Here is a 15480-nt window from a genome sequence, read left to right as displayed (position 1 = left end):
GATTATCCCTTAAAGAATTGACTTGTGCTGGCTCGGTCTTGGTGAAGCGGGTGGTAATCACCGTCATCCACTTTTTGCTTTGCTTGAGCGTAGTTTTTAGGTGCTTTTTGTTTCATCCTGCGAAGGACTTTTTTCAACATACCTTCCACTACAAAATACTCATCCTTAGGTGTGGAATTACGCGCTACCATCTCTTTAAGGTCTTCAATTTGCTCTAGAAAAGACAACATCAGCCAGATATCGTCTTTTGACGCCACCAATTTATGGCGGTCGCAATCAAAGCAACCAAGAAAATCAGTGCAACGCCCAGTATCTTGGGAAAAATCAATACCCAACTGCTTCATGCGCCTCGCCTCAGCAACGAGCTTCTCTGGTGTTGATCCAGCACATCTGATACCAGTGGGTGTTGTCATTAATGGTTGCTCTTTACTTACACGATTACGCAAACTCTTATAATCATAATCTGATAAAATATCGCTGCGCATCACTTTAGCGTCCTCAATGGCTTTACCAATTTCCTCACCCTTAGCAATTGAGCTTAACGCGCCAAACGTGGCATTGAGGTTATTATCGTGGTCTGCCTGAACACCGCTAGAATACCGTTTGGCAACAACATTTACGGTATCATTCAGCCCCTGTGACACAAGGAAAATATCTTCAGTGACTCGCATCAGTACATCTGATTTTGTTGCCCGGAATCGGCTTGCATTAACGGTCAAGCCCGTTATCTTCTTAAGCTGAATATTAATGTAGCCAATATTTGAACCATGGGTATTGAATGTCCATACCTCACCGCTGACACTAAAGAAAGGACAAAGAGGAAGCTCATTTGACAACGGAATACCCAATGATTGGTACATCTCTTTACATGTTTTAAGCCAACGGGTGATAAGCTCTTTGGTTCGCAGGCTAAATCCAGCGCTATTATCTAACCCCTTATAGCCTGCCCTGAACTTTTCACCGTCAAAAACAAACCGTCCACTGCCAATACTTTTAAATTGAACGTCCTTATGCTGCACGTTAGCGAGCACTGATGTATTCATGCCTGTCAGCATTGAGAATACGAAAAACCAATTGCGCGATGCCTGATTATAAAAAACCTGCCGATGAAGTTGCTCACGTGGAAGCGGGCTTCTCTTTAAAGTTAGAGACGTGGGTTTCATGCAACTCTTTAAGCCCATTTTCTTGTTTGAACATTGCCTTAATGTCCAGCCAAGACATTTTGCTTGTTCATCAAACCGTTCTTCATCAAAGAACGGATGGATATCTAGTAACTCATTCTTCTCAATCGCTTCTTGAAAGGTCAGAGCGCCTTTAACCAATATTTTTGATAACGGCTTCAACTCTGTTTCCACATGAAACGCCTTATTTTCAGCCAAAGGAGATGCAGCAACTTCTGGCAACGTCTTGAGGTCGGATTCTCGATTCCACAGCCTTAATAGGAAAGATAAGCTGATTTTAATCGACATTACTACCGATAGCCGCTCACCTTTTTCACGTAATTTATTGAAGTGCTTAATACAATCAATCATGGCTGCATTACTGAATAAGTCACCTTGATAGCTAATGCCGTCAAGATACTGGAAGTAATTAACAAGCCCAGAAAAATAACTCTGCTTTGACCTATTTTCAGGTAAGGGATATAGCCTTTGGTGAATATCCCTTACGATATCATCCCGATTTGCCAACACGCCACTCCCTGATTCAATCTGTTTCACTGTCGGGACATTACGGTAGCGTAGGCGGTGGGTGTAGGCTTTCATTCCATTGCCACAGTCTAATACCATATCTTCAAAGCGAAGTGGGATGATAGGTGCGCTGGTCTTCTTTGTTGTAATTTTGGTACGCTTACGTCCTAGCATCATACTGCCGCCTCCAAGTCATCAAAAGCGCCAATATAATCCAGTACGTCCTCGTAGATTTCATCGGCAGAGGGCATATCCTGTGCAATTTTCAGGTACTCTATCGTCGTTGATCTATCTTCATGGCCTAGCAGAGCTGACACCCTATCTAATGCCTCATCGGGCGTGATAGAGGGATTGCCATACTCATCTTTTTTATTTAAAAGGTGGCGGAAGATATTCACGGCAAAAGTTGAACGTAAATTATGCAGGGAGCCGACAATAGGGTGGTCAAGACCTCGGGTTATATTTGCAGTGTTACGTATCTCTACCCAGCGCCCGGTAAAGTCTTGTAGCCGCGTAAACATGGGTTTCCCGGATTGGGTAATAAACAGGTATTCCAATTTAGGGTTAATGGCATCATCACCCTCAAAAAAATGCGTATTACCTGCCTCAGACTGCTCCTTGCACCATGCTTTGAATTTCTTAAGGCGCTTTTGATACCTGTCGGACTGGGAGTAATCGTAAAGAATCTTCATCAATGTCGCGGGGATAATGGTAACGCGGCTTTTGTTCTTCTCTGCGAAGCCCTCAGCTGTCTTTGTGAGTGACTGGTACTTATCACCAACACCCAAATTCATCACGGGCTTTTTAAACACCTCTTTGCCATCCTGAATCATGGTTTCGGGGTTAACTATCTGTCCTAAGTGAAGGCTCGCTGCTTCTTCTCTCCGCAATCCAGTATTACGGCAAATCATGGGGTGCAGACAGAACTCAATCGGTAATGAATGCAGTTTATTGTTGTCACCATGGCGAATCACCCTACGGGATTTCATTAAGATGGTTTGCAGGAGGTTCCATTCATTATTGGTAAACGGTTTTAAGTCACGGCGCAGATTACTGAGGTTTGTGCCGCCACTGCAAGCTGGTTTAGAAAACTTAATCCGCATATCTGTCGTGTGCACCTGCTTGCGTTGGTATGCTTTCATACTGGATGCAGACGCCTCGAAATGGATATTCACTGTCTCAAACTGGAAGGGAGGGTTATTGAAGCGAATGCCCTGGCGAAGACAATGTTTATAGAAACTAACAACACTGCTCATGTATTGCCTGGCTGTTGTTTTAGCCAATACACCCTCAATAGCGAGCTGCTTGATTCCGTCTCGATATTGGTAGGTTAAGCGCTCTTGTTTATTGCGAGGAAAGACATTCCATTCTGGGCGGGGGTCATCATAGAGAGGGTCAAAGTCCTCTACATCGCATTCAGCATCCCACTCAGCCTGTTTGTCCAAGACAAAACTGAAGTAATGGGCAAGCCCCTGCGCATCTGTACCAAGCTCAAGCACACCATCATCGATTGCTTTCGACAATAAGAACTCATTGACCATATCTAATGGCTGGTAGCAAATTAGGTTGTCTTTGTTGTCATACCCGGCGATATTGAGTAAGGGAAGTTTCTTAATGGGGATCTTGTTGCCATTAGCACGGTAGGTAACCTGAGGTTCGCCATTCTCATCAATAGATACCAATGGTTTCTCGTAAACGAAATTAGAGATAGTCGAAATTTCTACTTCTTTTCGTATGATCTTTTTCTGATTTTCATCGCTATCTGACATACTAAACCTCATACTGTGTATACAACCAGCATACACAGTATTCTCAACTTTGAAAGTTAATTATGAGGTTTTAGTCTATCAGGTAAGTTTTGGATGTGGTCTTCCCAATCAATCACATCTATCTCATAAACCACTTTATTACGTACACTTTCACCACAAGCATGCATTTGCGCTTTTGAGCCTGTGATCAGTGGGTGCCATTCTGGTAATGGCTGCTCATCAGCAAGTAATCGATAGGCGCATGTATCAGGTAGCCAGTTAAATTCACTGATTTTATCTCGCGTCAATTTTAAGCATTCTTCCCCTGACGCAAAACGATTTGGATAATCTTTACAACTGCACGTTTTATCATTTAAAAGACTGCATGCAACGTTGGTGTAATAGACCTCTTCCGTATCATCATCAAGCAATTTATGTAGGCAGCATTTGCCACAACCGTCGCATAATGATTCCCACTCATCCTCTGTCATCTGAGCTAATGATTTGGTCTGCCAGAATGGTGTGGTCATACGTTAGTCTCTTTACTAGATATTAATAAATGGGGGGGCATTTATACCTGTGTTGTCGTGAAAGTGCAACTATCAGGCAAGAAATGACCAGACAGGTTTCTGTCGATTCCCTTTTAAAACTCTGATAGGATGCGCGCTCTTTAAAATTGTCTGCGCTGCTAAAGATTGGTTTAACGGCGTATTAGTTGTTGTCATATTCATTATAGGTGAATGATGGAATGTCGTCTTGGATGTGGTGCATGCTGTATAGCACCCAGTATTTCTTCTCCCATTCCAGGGATGCCAAAGGGTAAGCCCGCTGGCGTGCGTTGTATCCAGCTTAACGAAGAAAATTTATGTCGTTTATTCGGTAAGCCTGAGCGCCCTAAGGTGTGCCATCAATTCAAAGCCAGTTCAGACATTTGTGGTGACACGTCACATCAGGCAATTACTATAATTACCGAGTTAGAAGCAATAACCTAACCACAGATGAAGACAGGAAGGCCGCATTGAAATGCGGCCTTTTATTAAGAGAGTTTTTGACGACCTAACAGCGAATGAGACAAAGTTGTACCATCGACAAGTTCTAGTTCACCACCCATAGGAACACCATGGGCAATGCGACTCGCGCTTACACCATGCTCTCGACATAGTTCACCGATGTAATGTGCCGTGGCCTCACCTTCAACAGTTGGGTTAGTGGCCAGAATTACTTCTGTCACATCCCCTCGTTGTAGACGAAAATCCAACACATCTAAGCCAATATCACTAGGACCAATACCATCGAGTGGTGAGAGATGCCCCATTAAGACAAAATAACGTCCTGAATATTGACCAGTGGCTTCCAAAGCAGCAATATCTGCGGGGCTTTCAACCACACAAAGCAGACCATTTTCACATCGCTTCGGATTATTACAGATGTTACATACGTCTTCTTCGGTGAAAGTACGGCACTCCTTACAATGGCCAATTTCTGTCATTGCTTTACTCAAAGCATCCGCCAGTTGTAAGCCGCCTTTTCTGTCGCGCTGTAACAAATGAAAGGCCATACGTTGCGCTGATTTGGGGCCAACCCCAGGCAGACAACGTAAGGCCTCCATCAAATGCTCCAGCATAGGACTGGTTCGCATTATTAACCTTCTCTAAGATTTAGAACGGCATTTTCATGCCTGGTGGTAATTGCATACCGCCAGTGACAGACGCCATTTTCTCTTTTTGAGTTTCTTCGACACGACGAGCAGCATCGTTAAATGCCGCTGCGATCAAGTCTTCTAGCATTTCTTTATCGTCTTCCATCAAGCTCTCGTCAATTTCAACACGACGAGTGTTGTGACTACCTGTGATGGTAACTTTAACAAGACCAGCACCAGATTCACCGGTGACTTCCATGTTTGCAATTTCTTCTTGAAGCTGTTGCATACGCTCTTGCATTTGCTGGGCTTGCTTCATTAGGTTGCCCATTCCACCTTTTCCACCAAACATCTTATTCTCTCTGGTTCGTCTTGAATTGTTTCACATATTGTGGGGTCGTATTGCTGTAGATTCAACCCCACACAATTAAATCGGTCTTACACTATCTTTATCCAACTCCGCATTAAAGCGGCGCTCAATAAATTGTACATTAGGATCGCAAGCAAGGCTTTCCATCGCTTGTGAAAGTTTGCTTTGATACAACCTTTCACGTAATTCTAGAGGTGTTTCGCCAGACTCTCCAATCGTAACCGTCAGTTGACAATCTTCACCTAATTGGGCATTAATCGCTTCGAGAAGTTCACTCTGAGCTTTGTCTGTGTTGAGGTGCGCATGAGTCGGTCGCAACACCAACTCTATGAGTGAACCGTTTTTATGAAATGTAGAGTTTAATGCGATTTGCTCCACCAACTTTGCCGTATCAAGACGCTGAATGAGCGCCGCCCATTCATCTTGCTGCGAAGCTTCTGCGATCAGACGCTCTGCCATCGCTGGCGTTTTCTCATGCTCCAATGCACGTTTTAACTGCGTTGGTGTCAGTTCTTTTTTTGGTTGAACTTGCTGCTGTGGTTGAGATGGACGCCATTGATAGTTACTTTCATCAACCACTTCAGGTTCAATAGTAGCTTCATTAGCATGAGCATTGTGCGGCATCTGGTGGCCATTCTGATGACCTCGTTGGGCTACCCGTTCTAGTACAGAAACAGGCTTTTCAGATACCGCTTGGGCCTTTTTTACGCCAGGTCCTTCTTTCGGTTGATTTAACCCTTTACGCTGTGAACGTAATTGATGACGTAAACCACCCACCGGTGAGTGAGACACACTCGGTGTCGGCTCTGGCGTAGATTCCGATGGTTGAGGTACAGCTTGTACGTCATTTTGTGGTGCAGCCTCTGGCACAGATGGACTTAGCGGCGTAGCGTCTGGCGCATGATTCGCCACCGTATTCATCGGGCTATGTTGCGCACGCAACGGTTCAGATGCTGGTGCTTTGTTTCGCTGAGGTGGCATCACATCGTTAGTTAGCGCAGGCTGACTTACCGCTGGTTGAGTGGTCAAAGACTGCGCGACAGCAACTTGAGAGGGTTTAAAGGCCATCATTCTCAAGACAATCATCTCAATACCCACGCGTCCGGTAGGCGATAGCGGTAGATCTTGCCGTCCCTTCAGTGCCATTTGGTAATAAAGTTGAACATCTTGTGGCGCTAACACCTGAGCTAGATGCATTATTTTATCGGCATCAGGGAGTTCTTTATCGAGTGTAGCGGGTAGAGCTTGATACATTGCAACACGATGCAACTGCGTTGCTAATTGTTGCAATAGACCATCCCACTCAACACCCATTTCAGCCAGTGACTGAATACTGTCTAAAACGATTTGAGGTGATTGAGAGCTAATGGCTTGCAACAGGTGCAGTGCTTGGTCTGTATCTAACGTACCAAGCATATGAGAAACAATATCGGCTTGAATATTACCGTTCCCCAACGCAATCGCTTGGTCAGTTAAACTAAGCGCATCACGCATACTGCCATCGGCAGCATGAGCCAGCATATTCAGCGCCTTGGCTTCACTACTTATTTGCTCTTGCTGCATGATATGAGCAAGCTGATGCTGGATATCGTCCACACTGATAGGTTTCAGGTGGAACTGCAAACAACGGGACAAAATCGTCACAGGAAGCTTTTGTGGATCCGTTGTTGCTAAAAGAAATTTCACATACTCTGGCGGCTCTTCAAGCGTTTTAAGTAACGCATTGAAACTATGGCGCGAGAGCATGTGTACTTCATCGATCAAATAAACCTTGAATCGGCCCCGAGCAGGCTTGTACTGTACATTATCCAGCAACTCACGCGTATCTTCTACTTTAGTGCGAGAAGCTGCGTCGATTTCGAGTAGATCGACAAAGCGACCTTGATCGATTTCACGACAAGTTGCACATTCACCACAAGGTGTGGCTGTAATGCCAGTCTCACAATTCAACCCTTTCGCTAATAAACGAGCGATAGATGTTTTACCTACCCCGCGAGTACCGCTGAACAGATAAGCATGATGAAGACGATTTTGTGCAAGAGCGTTCTCTAATGCAGTTAAAACATGGGCTTGACCAACTACTTCTTTAAACTGAGTAGGCCGCCATTTACGCGCGAGAGCAAGATAACTCATGAATACTTCCGTTTTGGGTGTTTAGTGACCGTCAAATTCACAGATACTGTAAACGTTCAAGCCTAAACCTTCCAGGCGCTTGTCTCCACCGATCTCTGGTAGGTTGATGACAAATGCAGCATGCTCCACTTCGCCGCCTAATTGACGAATCAGTTTAGTGGTCGCTTCAATTGTGCCACCAGTCGCCAGAAGGTCATCAACAACAAGCACTTTATCGCCAGGCTGAATCGCATCAACATGAATTTCTAAGGTATCTGTACCATATTCCAAATCATAGGTTTGTGCGATAGTTTTACGAGGTAGTTTGCCTGGTTTACGTACAGGTACAAAACCCACACCTAATTCAAGCGCTAATGGGGCACCAAAAAGGAAACCACGAGCTTCCGTACCTACCACCTTGGTAAAACCGTGAGCTTTATACTTATCTACCAAAAGTTGAATGGTCGCTTGATAAGCTTTTGCATCTTCTAGCAAACTGGTTACGTCACGAAACAGAATGCCTGGTTTTGGGTAGTCAGGAATGCTTTTAATGCTTGATTTAATAAGTGAAAGAGTTTCGGTTGTCATAATAAAATTAACTTCGATTGAGACAATGCTCCCGTGAATAATCACAGCATTGCTGTTTATGGTTCTTCGCCCGAAATACAATAATTTCTAAGCGCTGAAAAAACAAACGCCCACTCGAAGAGTGGGCACACTTCTTCATAATGCTAGTGATTTTCACGCCTGTTATCAACTAGCTCGTTCACTGGTAGCTTAATAAACCAGCTTATAAGAACGACAAAAACGACAAATAATAGCACTTTAAGCCATAAATACCGAACAATATAAATTGAAAAACAGAAACTTAGAACAATAACAACCAAACCGCGCCGTTTGGTTATTTTTGATACAGATCGATTTTTCTCCCAATTGGTTAATATCGGCCCAAACCAAGGATGTTGATGTAGCCATGAATGGTAACGTGGACTAGACCTTATAAAACAGAAGCTAGCCAATAAAATAAAAGGAGTGGTTGGCAAAACAGGTAATACAATGCCAACAATACCTAATAAGAGTGCAATCCATCCTAAGAGAAGACACGCAAAACGCGTGAGAGATTTTCGAATCAGAGACATATATTTAACATGGGACTGAAGGTAGAGAACACAGAAATGGGTCGCGCTTATTGGTCTTTCCCCCTAATAAGCGCGATCGTTATAACACGTTATATTTCGTATAGATCTTGGTTAGTATAAATATCGAAGGTAAAACTGCTAGCTCCGGTGTTATGTATCGCCACTTTGCAGCCTTTGGTAATCGACAAGTCATTAGTGACAAAGTTTTTCAAGCAATTGTTACCCAAACACACATTACCAGCAATATGATGCTTTTTAACTTCATTTGACCATTGGCTGTCTAATCCTGCAGGTAAGATCGATAGCGAGCCATCGTTAAAATCAGCAAGTCCAAACAAGGCAGTCACCGGCCCAGCACATTCTGAACATTTAATTCCACGTTCTAATATGGCCGCCATGTCTTTTAAATCAACGCTATTACGTCGTAAATTACGTAAGTAATCATGGAACAAGGCCCGTACAAGTAAGGTTGTCCCTACCCCGCTTTCATCGTTACTTGAGGAATCAACAATGTAAAAGGCCATTTGACCGTTTAACAGCCATACATAATCAAACACTAATGGCATCGTTTCTGTTGATTGCAGCAAGCGATAACTGCAGTGCCAGGCACCTTGCGCCGTATCATTGTCAGGTAACAGTGCATGAAGTAACTCTTTCGCTGCATTTGGATTCTTGTGTAAGTAATCAAGGTGCCAATGCAACTCTCGCTCTTCAGGTAACTCACCTTCACCATCAACACGAAACCACTGACTAGAAAAATCGCGATGGCTGGCCATAGCATTTTCTGTCGCTTCTAAAGTACTTTCGATGGAGCAACTCAAGTGTTGGTGGTCATTGATAGGTTTAGGCAGAAAATCTTTAATGCCAAAACGCAGCGCTTTCGCGACTTCCGACATATCTTGAGTCGCCGATACCACAATGAGAGGCATGGACGGATATTCCATGCTCACTTCTTCAACAAACTCAATACCGTTTAGCACGGGCATAGAGAGATCGCATAAAATGAGATCCGGCTGCGCCTCCTGTAATTTACGTAATCCATCGAGTCCATCCTCAGCCTCAACGACTTCATATCCTTGAGCCGCTAAAAACGCGCCTGTAATACGACGAAAGATCGGATCGTCGTCAACAAGCATAATGACTTTAGATTGTTGGTTCAGGTTCACCTGCCCCTCAGCTCCATCATCATTTTGAACATTAGTTTTGTACATAGCATCTACCTCACTATGCTCTTCCTGTTCACAAATTTTTTTATTGTTATAGGATAGTTTCATACGTTACCTATTAAGGTAGTCTTGAAATAACATTTATACAAATATTCCGGTTTTACACATAGTTGCATACTATATGTATGGAATATGACATATCATACTAGTCGTTGATATGTCTCAAACTTTGACATCCGATATGCGTATAAATTACTCCAACTCATAAAATAATGTGTCAGGAACTATGAAATTAGATGACCTAAACCTCTTTCGACTGGTTGTCGAAAATGGCAGCTACACCGCAACTTCACGTAAGACTATGATCCCCGTAGCAACCATCACCCGACGCATTCAAGCGCTTGAAGATTCGTTGAATCTTAGACTTTTGAATCGCCATGCCCGCAAGCTATCACTGACCGAAGCAGGAGAACGCTTCTTTGGTGAATGTTCTCCATTACTAGAACGGCTAGCCTCAATGGCAGAAGAAATCACCGATGAGTGCCGTGGGGCGTCAGGGAAAATAAAAATCTCTGCTCCTTCCAACCTTACTAAACGATTAATGATGCCAATGTTTATTGATTTCATGCAGGAATATCCAGAAATCAATATTGAATTGACGACAAGTAATCACGCAGACCGCCTCGACCCCACTGAATGGGATGTTATCTTCCGAGTAGGTCCTCAACGGGACTCAAGCTTGATTGCCCGTAAAATTAGTGAAGTGAAAGACATATTAGTAGCAAGTCCAGACTATTTAGCAAAAAACCCGACACCGAATCACGCCGAAGAACTCACCCAACATTCTTTATTGAAAGGTTACCCACTGATTAAATGGCAATTAACTAACAATAAAGGCGAATCCGTTGTCAATTTAGATAAAGGCCGTTTTCAGGCCAATACTATTGACGTTGTGCGTCATGCTTGCACACAAGGGTTAGGCATTACATTAATGCCTGATGTCATGCTGGATGAATACATCCAAGCAGGCAAATTAGTTCGCGTACTGAACGACTGGTCCGCGAATCCTCGTGATATTTATATGTTATATAACCACAAAGACCATCTACCGGAAAAAGTCCGCTTATTCATTGACTTTGTGATTAGTTACCACATTCACTAAATACTAATAGAGAACGAAAGGGCCTTACATACCAAGGCCCTCTCCGTCACTCAATTATAAAAATTCTACAAAATCACCCAATGCTCTTTTAGGTGGAGCCATAGCGCTTCCGGTAGGCGTACCTAAATACAAAAACCCGACAATTTCATCCTCACCTTCTAGCTTAAATGCATGATGAACGTCAGGATGGAACATCCAATTACCAGAACGCCAAATCCCCTGAAACCCCTGAGCCACTGCAGCCATTTGCATTGCTTGAACCGCACATCCTGCCGACAGGTGCTGTTCAAGAGCTGGCACTTTCTCATGGGGCGTGACCTTAGCGATAACAGTAATCACCATCGGAGCCCGAAATGGGGCATTTTTTAATTTAGTAACGACCGACTCATCACTTTGCTCTGCAACAGCCGCTTTCACCAATATATCTGATAGTTTTTGTAGACCACTACCCTGAGCAATAACAAAACGCCATGGCGTTAGGTTGCCATGATCAGGAGCTCTCAAGCCTGCTTGGATTATATTTTCGAGAATCTTACCTTCAGGAGCTGGTGACGTAAGCTTCGCCATAGAACGACGTGAGAGTAATAAATCTAATGCGTCCATACAGATTCCTTATCAACGCGCGAATTGGGGAGAATTCAATAAGTACAGATAAAGACAGCTTATTACATTGATAGAGTTATCACTCTAAATTATAAATACACTGATAACTGTGACCTATATCTTGTTAGCTATGCTAAATTTTCAACGCAATAGCTTAGCAATTTAGCAACATTAAAAGCGAGTTATAAACTTACATTTCACATTCTCATTCAAAATAAAAAACTAACTTTTTATGCTATTACGGCATAAGTTGCCTTTTTCTTGGCTCTCAAGATAAGAGCAACAACCTCATATAAGCACCTTGATGCGTAATTATTTAGTCATAAAATGCTTTCGCTTGTTCTGCTCGTTGGATAATGCCTTCACAAGGAAAAAACCTGGGTCCATAAGTATCAGCATAACGAGTCATTAACTCAGAAATACAAACTAACCCTAATCCATCCATGTAATGGAATGGACCACCTAAGAATGGCGGAAAACCGACTCCATAAACTGCACCTATATCACCATCTTCGGGCGCAGCTATCACTCCCTCATCTAGACATCGAACAGCCTCATTGAGCATTGGTAATAAACAGCGCATAGCCACTGTTTTAGGCGTTAAATAACTTTCTGGCGACAAACCAAACAACCGATAGACCTGACGATCGACCTCTTTAGGTTTGTCTACTGGGTAATGATAAAACCCTTTTCTGACCTTCTTCCCTACTCTGCCGTCATTAAGCATCACCGAAAAAATATCTGGCCCTTTAAATCGATCCCCTAATTCTTGTACGAGTATCGGGCTAACTTTTGCACCAATGTCTAAACCGACTTCATCAAGCAAACATAACGGCCCAACCGGAAATCCAAAGTTGGTCAATGCCGCATCTATCTCTTCTATCGGTTGGTTATCAAGCATTAACTGCGCAGCTTCATTTAAATATGGCGCTAATATCCTATTTACAAAAAATCCAGCACTGTCTTTGACAACAATCGGCGTTTTCCCCTGGCGACGAGCAAAACTTACGGTTTTGGCAACCGTTTCAGAAGAAGTATGTTTATGCGGTATGACTTCAACCAACGGCATCTTTTCTACTGGACTAAAATAATGTAAGCCAATCACATTCTCACTACGAGATGAATTTTCAGCGATTTGGCTAATTGGTAATGAGGACGTATTGGTAGCAAAAATGGCTTGTTGAGGCGCGAATTGATCGAACTGGCTGACAATATGCTGCTTAAGCGCTAAATCTTCAAACACAGCTTCTACGACTAAATCAGCCTGAGGTAGAGTCGCGTTAGAGAGATCGCCAGAGAGACGGCTCAAGGATTGTTTTACTTGCCGCGATGTTAAATGACGTTTAGTACGTTTATCTTGAAGCCGAGTATAACTGTATTGTAACGCCGATAGCACGCCTTGTTCACTCACGTCTTGAATGCGAGTCATCACTTGTGCTTTGGTGGCAGTCACGTAGGCAATCCCAGACCCCATTAAACCACCACCAACAACTTGCACTTTTTCAATCGGAACTAAGCCATCACTCGGATAGTGTTTCTTGAGAATATTATTGGCAAAATACAGATGCCTAAGAGCGCGCGACTGCTTGGTCATAACCAAATCAGCAAATTGCTTCGCTTCTTCGTGCAAACCTTTTTTCATTCCTTGCTGCATACCGACCCGCATGACCTGAAAAATCGCGTCAATCGCTGGATAGTTGCCGCGACTTTTTTCAAAGGCTTTTGCCGCCGCTTTATCAAACACAAGTCGCCGTAAAAAATTAGAGTGAGTTAGCATACGTTCAAACATGGAAGACAGAGGTTTCTTCGGCCGCTTTTTTTCTAGCCATCTTTGCGCGACTTCTAACAAAATATCTTGCGGGACTACATCGTCGACTAACCCCAGTTTTTTCGCCTTTCCAGCTCTCAACAAACGCCCAGTCAGTATGAGATCTAATGCGGGAATCAAACCAACCAACCTTGGCAATCGTTGGGTTCCACCTGCGCCAGGTAGTAGTCCAAGCATAACTTCAGGAAAGCCTAACCGTGTTTTGTCATCATCACTAACAACACGATAATCACATGCCAACGCTAACTCTAATCCTCCTCCTAAACACGAACCATGAATAGCCGCAACGACGGGAAAAGTCAGGCTCTGTAACTGATTAAAGACATCTTGTCCGGTGTGAGCTAATTGACGCGCCTCATCAACAGATTGACATCGGTCGATCATGTTAATATCAGCCCCGGCAATAAAGTTATCCGGCTTTGCCGAGTAAATGATTAATCCTTTGATGCGTTGTTGCTGATTTTGTAACTCAGTAAGTATTTCATTAATCCGAGTCACAGACTCAGCACGCAAGGTATTGACCGCTTCATTAGGTAAATCGATTTGTAACCACGCAACTGAATGGTTATCGATTGATAAACTAAAGCCTCGATTTTCAGATGCCATTATTCACTCTCCAATACCATCGCAACACCAAGTCCACCAGCAGCACATGCTGTTGTAAGGGCCAATCCTCCACCACGACGCTGTAGTTCATTCAACGTTTGAGTAATTAAACGTGCTCCTGTCGCAGCAAATGGGTGTCCATATGCAATGGATCCTCCGAGAACGTTAAATTTATCCATATCTACCTCACCAATGGCCTTCGAACGCCTCAGTTGGTGAGTTGCAAAATGCTCACTGGCAAATAGTTTTAAGTTAGCAAGCACTTGTGCAGCGAATGCTTCGTGCATATCGAACAGCGTGAGATCCTTGAGTTGAATCCCTGCTTTGTCTAATGCATTCGGCACCGCATAGGCAGGGCCTAATAACATATCTTTTTCAACACCAAGCCCTGACCACGCGTAAGAGCGAATATAGCCCAATACAGGTAACTCTAGGCTTCGCGCTTTATCTTCAGCCATTAACACTATTGCAGCTGCCCCATCAGTCAGTGGTGTGCTATTACCCGCAGTCACACTCCCATAACGGCGATCAAAAACGGGCTTTAACAAAGCGAGTTCTTCCAATGTAGAGTGAGCTCGAATGGTATTGTCTTTCGCTAGTACTTGTTGGTACGGAGGAAGAAAAGCCGTCATCACTTCCTGATCAAGGCGTTTTTCTTGCCAAGCCTGTTCGGCATGTTGATGTGAACGATGCGCCAATTCATCTTGCTCTTGGCGGCTAATATGATAGGTCTTCGCCATCTGCTCAGCGGTCTCTCCCATTGAGAGGCCGGTCGAATATTCTGCAATAGGAGGGGGAACAGGAAGAAAATCTTTCAATGACAATTGGCGCAACAATTTAGCTTTACCCAACCACGTCTTTTGCTTTGACATCGCGAGTAACGTTGCAGCACAGTTTTGCGTGACGCCTATCGGCAAATTTGAACAAGAATCAGCGCCACCGGCTATGCCTGATTCAATACTGCCTACCATAATACTTTCAGCAACGTTAATGATGGCTTGAAAACTCGTTGCACACGCTCGGCTTACACTAAACGCATCGGTAGCAACAGGCAATTGTGATGCTAGCACTATTTCTCTGGCAATATTTGGGGCCTGAGGCATCTGTACGACTTGACCGAAAACGACCTGATCAATAGGAATGGGGTTAAGATCGTATCGATGGACTAATTCACTTACCACCATTTGCCCGAGATCGATTGCAGTTAGGTTTTTAAATTCAGTACCTTGTCGGGCAAAAGGCGTTCGTAGTCCTGCTACAATCGCAACCCGACAACCAGAACGTGTAGAAACATTTTGACGCGCCATATCCATTCCTAGGTAGTTAAATTACTTCGAAATGCAGCTTAAACCCTACTGCTGCTTCCTAAACCAATACACAATTTCTATGATTTAAAGTGTAATCAGAATGTTAGGGTTG

General features: G+C 43.6%; 14 protein-coding genes. 2 read left to right on the top strand and 12 right to left on the bottom strand.

Going from position 1 to position 15480, the window contains the following annotated elements; genetic code table 11:
• Positions 1-2: 2 nt before the first annotated feature.
• The 3 genes from I1A42_RS04830 to I1A42_RS04820 are packed head-to-tail and all read right to left on the bottom strand — an operon-like array spanning position 3 to position 3966.
• Complete coding sequence (locus tag I1A42_RS04830; RefSeq protein WP_196122800.1) at positions 3-1865, bottom strand: hypothetical protein; 1863 nt, start codon at positions 1863-1865, stop codon at positions 3-5.
• Positions 1862-3457 (bottom strand): tyrosine-type recombinase/integrase, encoded by a 1596-nt coding sequence (locus I1A42_RS04825; RefSeq protein WP_196122799.1) that lies wholly within the window; start codon positions 3455-3457, stop codon positions 1862-1864. Before I1A42_RS04825 ends, I1A42_RS04830 begins: the two co-directional genes overlap by 4 nt.
• Positions 3458-3513: 56 nt before the next feature.
• A complete protein-coding gene (locus I1A42_RS04820; RefSeq protein WP_196122798.1) occupies positions 3514-3966 on the bottom strand; it encodes a YcgN family cysteine cluster protein in 453 nt (150 codons plus the stop codon).
• A 213-nt stretch (positions 3967-4179) separates the two neighbouring features.
• Here I1A42_RS04820 and I1A42_RS04815 point away from each other — a divergent pair, with 213 nt between their 5' ends.
• Positions 4180-4428, top strand: a complete 249-nt coding sequence (locus I1A42_RS04815; protein ID WP_161154907.1) for a YkgJ family cysteine cluster protein — start codon at positions 4180-4182, stop codon at positions 4426-4428.
• Between the two features lie 44 nt (positions 4429-4472).
• Here the strand turns inward: I1A42_RS04815 and recR are convergent, their stop codons facing one another.
• The 6 genes from recR to I1A42_RS04785 all read right to left on the bottom strand — a co-directional run bounded on the left by recR (position 4473) and on the right by I1A42_RS04785 (position 9907).
• Positions 4473-5075, bottom strand: coding sequence for a recombination mediator RecR (gene recR, locus I1A42_RS04810; RefSeq protein ID WP_161154905.1), 603 nt, complete (start codon positions 5073-5075; stop codon positions 4473-4475).
• 19 nt (positions 5076-5094) lie between these two features.
• Positions 5095-5427 carry a YbaB/EbfC family nucleoid-associated protein gene (locus I1A42_RS04805; RefSeq protein ID WP_161154903.1) on the bottom strand — a complete coding sequence of 111 codons (333 nt, stop codon included), beginning with the start codon at positions 5425-5427 and terminating at the stop codon, positions 5095-5097.
• A gap of 75 nt (positions 5428-5502) precedes the next feature.
• Positions 5503-7578 (bottom strand): DNA polymerase III subunit gamma/tau, encoded by a 2076-nt coding sequence (gene dnaX / locus I1A42_RS04800; RefSeq protein ID WP_196122797.1) that lies wholly within the window; start codon positions 7576-7578, stop codon positions 5503-5505.
• Positions 7579-7599: 21 nt separating this feature from the next.
• A complete protein-coding gene (gene apt / locus I1A42_RS04795) occupies positions 7600-8145 on the bottom strand; it encodes an adenine phosphoribosyltransferase (protein WP_161154899.1) in 546 nt (181 codons plus the stop codon).
• Between the two features lie 143 nt (positions 8146-8288).
• On the bottom strand, positions 8289-8696 hold the full coding sequence (locus I1A42_RS04790; RefSeq protein ID WP_161154897.1) for a YbaN family protein: 408 nt from the start codon (positions 8694-8696) through the stop codon (positions 8289-8291).
• A gap of 89 nt (positions 8697-8785) precedes the next feature.
• On the bottom strand, positions 8786-9907 hold the full coding sequence (locus I1A42_RS04785) for a response regulator (protein WP_161154895.1): 1122 nt from the start codon (positions 9905-9907) through the stop codon (positions 8786-8788).
• 241 nt (positions 9908-10148) lie between these two features.
• On the opposite strand from I1A42_RS04785, the gene I1A42_RS04780 reads away from it, so the two are divergent.
• Complete coding sequence (locus I1A42_RS04780; protein ID WP_161154893.1) at positions 10149-11024, top strand: LysR family transcriptional regulator; 876 nt, start codon at positions 10149-10151, stop codon at positions 11022-11024.
• A 54-nt stretch (positions 11025-11078) separates the two neighbouring features.
• Here I1A42_RS04780 and I1A42_RS04775 read toward each other — a convergent pair whose 3' ends face one another.
• From I1A42_RS04775 to fadI, 3 genes are all read right to left on the bottom strand, one after another.
• Positions 11079-11627: an NAD(P)H nitroreductase gene (locus I1A42_RS04775; RefSeq protein ID WP_161154891.1), complete on the bottom strand. Its 549-nt coding sequence runs from the start codon at positions 11625-11627 to the stop codon at positions 11079-11081.
• A gap of 316 nt (positions 11628-11943) precedes the next feature.
• Entirely contained in the window at positions 11944-14061 is a 2118-nt protein-coding gene (gene fadJ / locus I1A42_RS04770) for a fatty acid oxidation complex subunit alpha FadJ (protein WP_161154889.1), read from the bottom strand.
• The gene (gene fadI, locus I1A42_RS04765; protein WP_196122796.1) at positions 14061-15368 is read right to left on the bottom strand and encodes an acetyl-CoA C-acyltransferase FadI; all 1308 of its coding nucleotides are present in this window, start codon (positions 15366-15368) and stop codon (positions 14061-14063) included. The genes fadJ and fadI overlap by 1 nt, the downstream gene beginning before the upstream one ends.
• Between the last annotated feature and the right edge of the window lie 112 nt (positions 15369-15480).

This window comes from Vibrio nitrifigilis, from assembly GCF_015686695.1.
In the GTDB taxonomy this organism is placed as follows: domain Bacteria; phylum Pseudomonadota; class Gammaproteobacteria; order Enterobacterales; family Vibrionaceae; genus Vibrio; species Vibrio nitrifigilis.
Note: the sequence above shows the minus strand (reverse complement) of the source record. Positions and strands in the feature narration are given on the sequence as shown.

Bases quoted from the DNA above. Each gene is read 5' to 3' on its own strand.
- I1A42_RS04830 (WP_196122800.1), bottom strand. From the start codon at position 1,865: ATGATGCTAGGACGTAAGCGTACCAAAATTACAACAAAGAAGACCAGC.
- I1A42_RS04805 (WP_161154903.1), bottom strand. From the start codon at position 5,427: ATGTTTGGTGGAAAAGGTGGAATGGGCAACCTAATGAAGCAAGCCCAG.
- I1A42_RS04825 (WP_196122799.1), bottom strand. From the start codon at position 3,457: ATGTCAGATAGCGATGAAAATCAGAAAAAGATCATACGAAAAGAAGTA.
- I1A42_RS04815 (WP_161154907.1), top strand. From the start codon at position 4,180: ATGGAATGTCGTCTTGGATGTGGTGCATGCTGTATAGCACCCAGTATT.
- I1A42_RS04775 (WP_161154891.1), bottom strand. From the start codon at position 11,627: ATGGACGCATTAGATTTATTACTCTCACGTCGTTCTATGGCGAAGCTT.
- I1A42_RS04820 (WP_196122798.1), bottom strand. From the start codon at position 3,966: ATGACCACACCATTCTGGCAGACCAAATCATTAGCTCAGATGACAGAG.
- fadI (WP_196122796.1), bottom strand. From the start codon at position 15,368: ATGGCGCGTCAAAATGTTTCTACACGTTCTGGTTGTCGGGTTGCGATT.
- recR (WP_161154905.1), bottom strand. From the start codon at position 5,075: ATGCGAACCAGTCCTATGCTGGAGCATTTGATGGAGGCCTTACGTTGT.
- I1A42_RS04785 (WP_161154895.1), bottom strand. From the start codon at position 9,907: ATGTACAAAACTAATGTTCAAAATGATGATGGAGCTGAGGGGCAGGTG.
- I1A42_RS04780 (WP_161154893.1), top strand. From the start codon at position 10,149: ATGAAATTAGATGACCTAAACCTCTTTCGACTGGTTGTCGAAAATGGC.
- apt (WP_161154899.1), bottom strand. From the start codon at position 8,145: ATGACAACCGAAACTCTTTCACTTATTAAATCAAGCATTAAAAGCATT.
- I1A42_RS04790 (WP_161154897.1), bottom strand. From the start codon at position 8,696: ATGTCTCTGATTCGAAAATCTCTCACGCGTTTTGCGTGTCTTCTCTTA.
- fadJ (WP_161154889.1), bottom strand. From the start codon at position 14,061: ATGGCATCTGAAAATCGAGGCTTTAGTTTATCAATCGATAACCATTCA.
- dnaX (WP_196122797.1), bottom strand. From the start codon at position 7,578: ATGAGTTATCTTGCTCTCGCGCGTAAATGGCGGCCTACTCAGTTTAAA.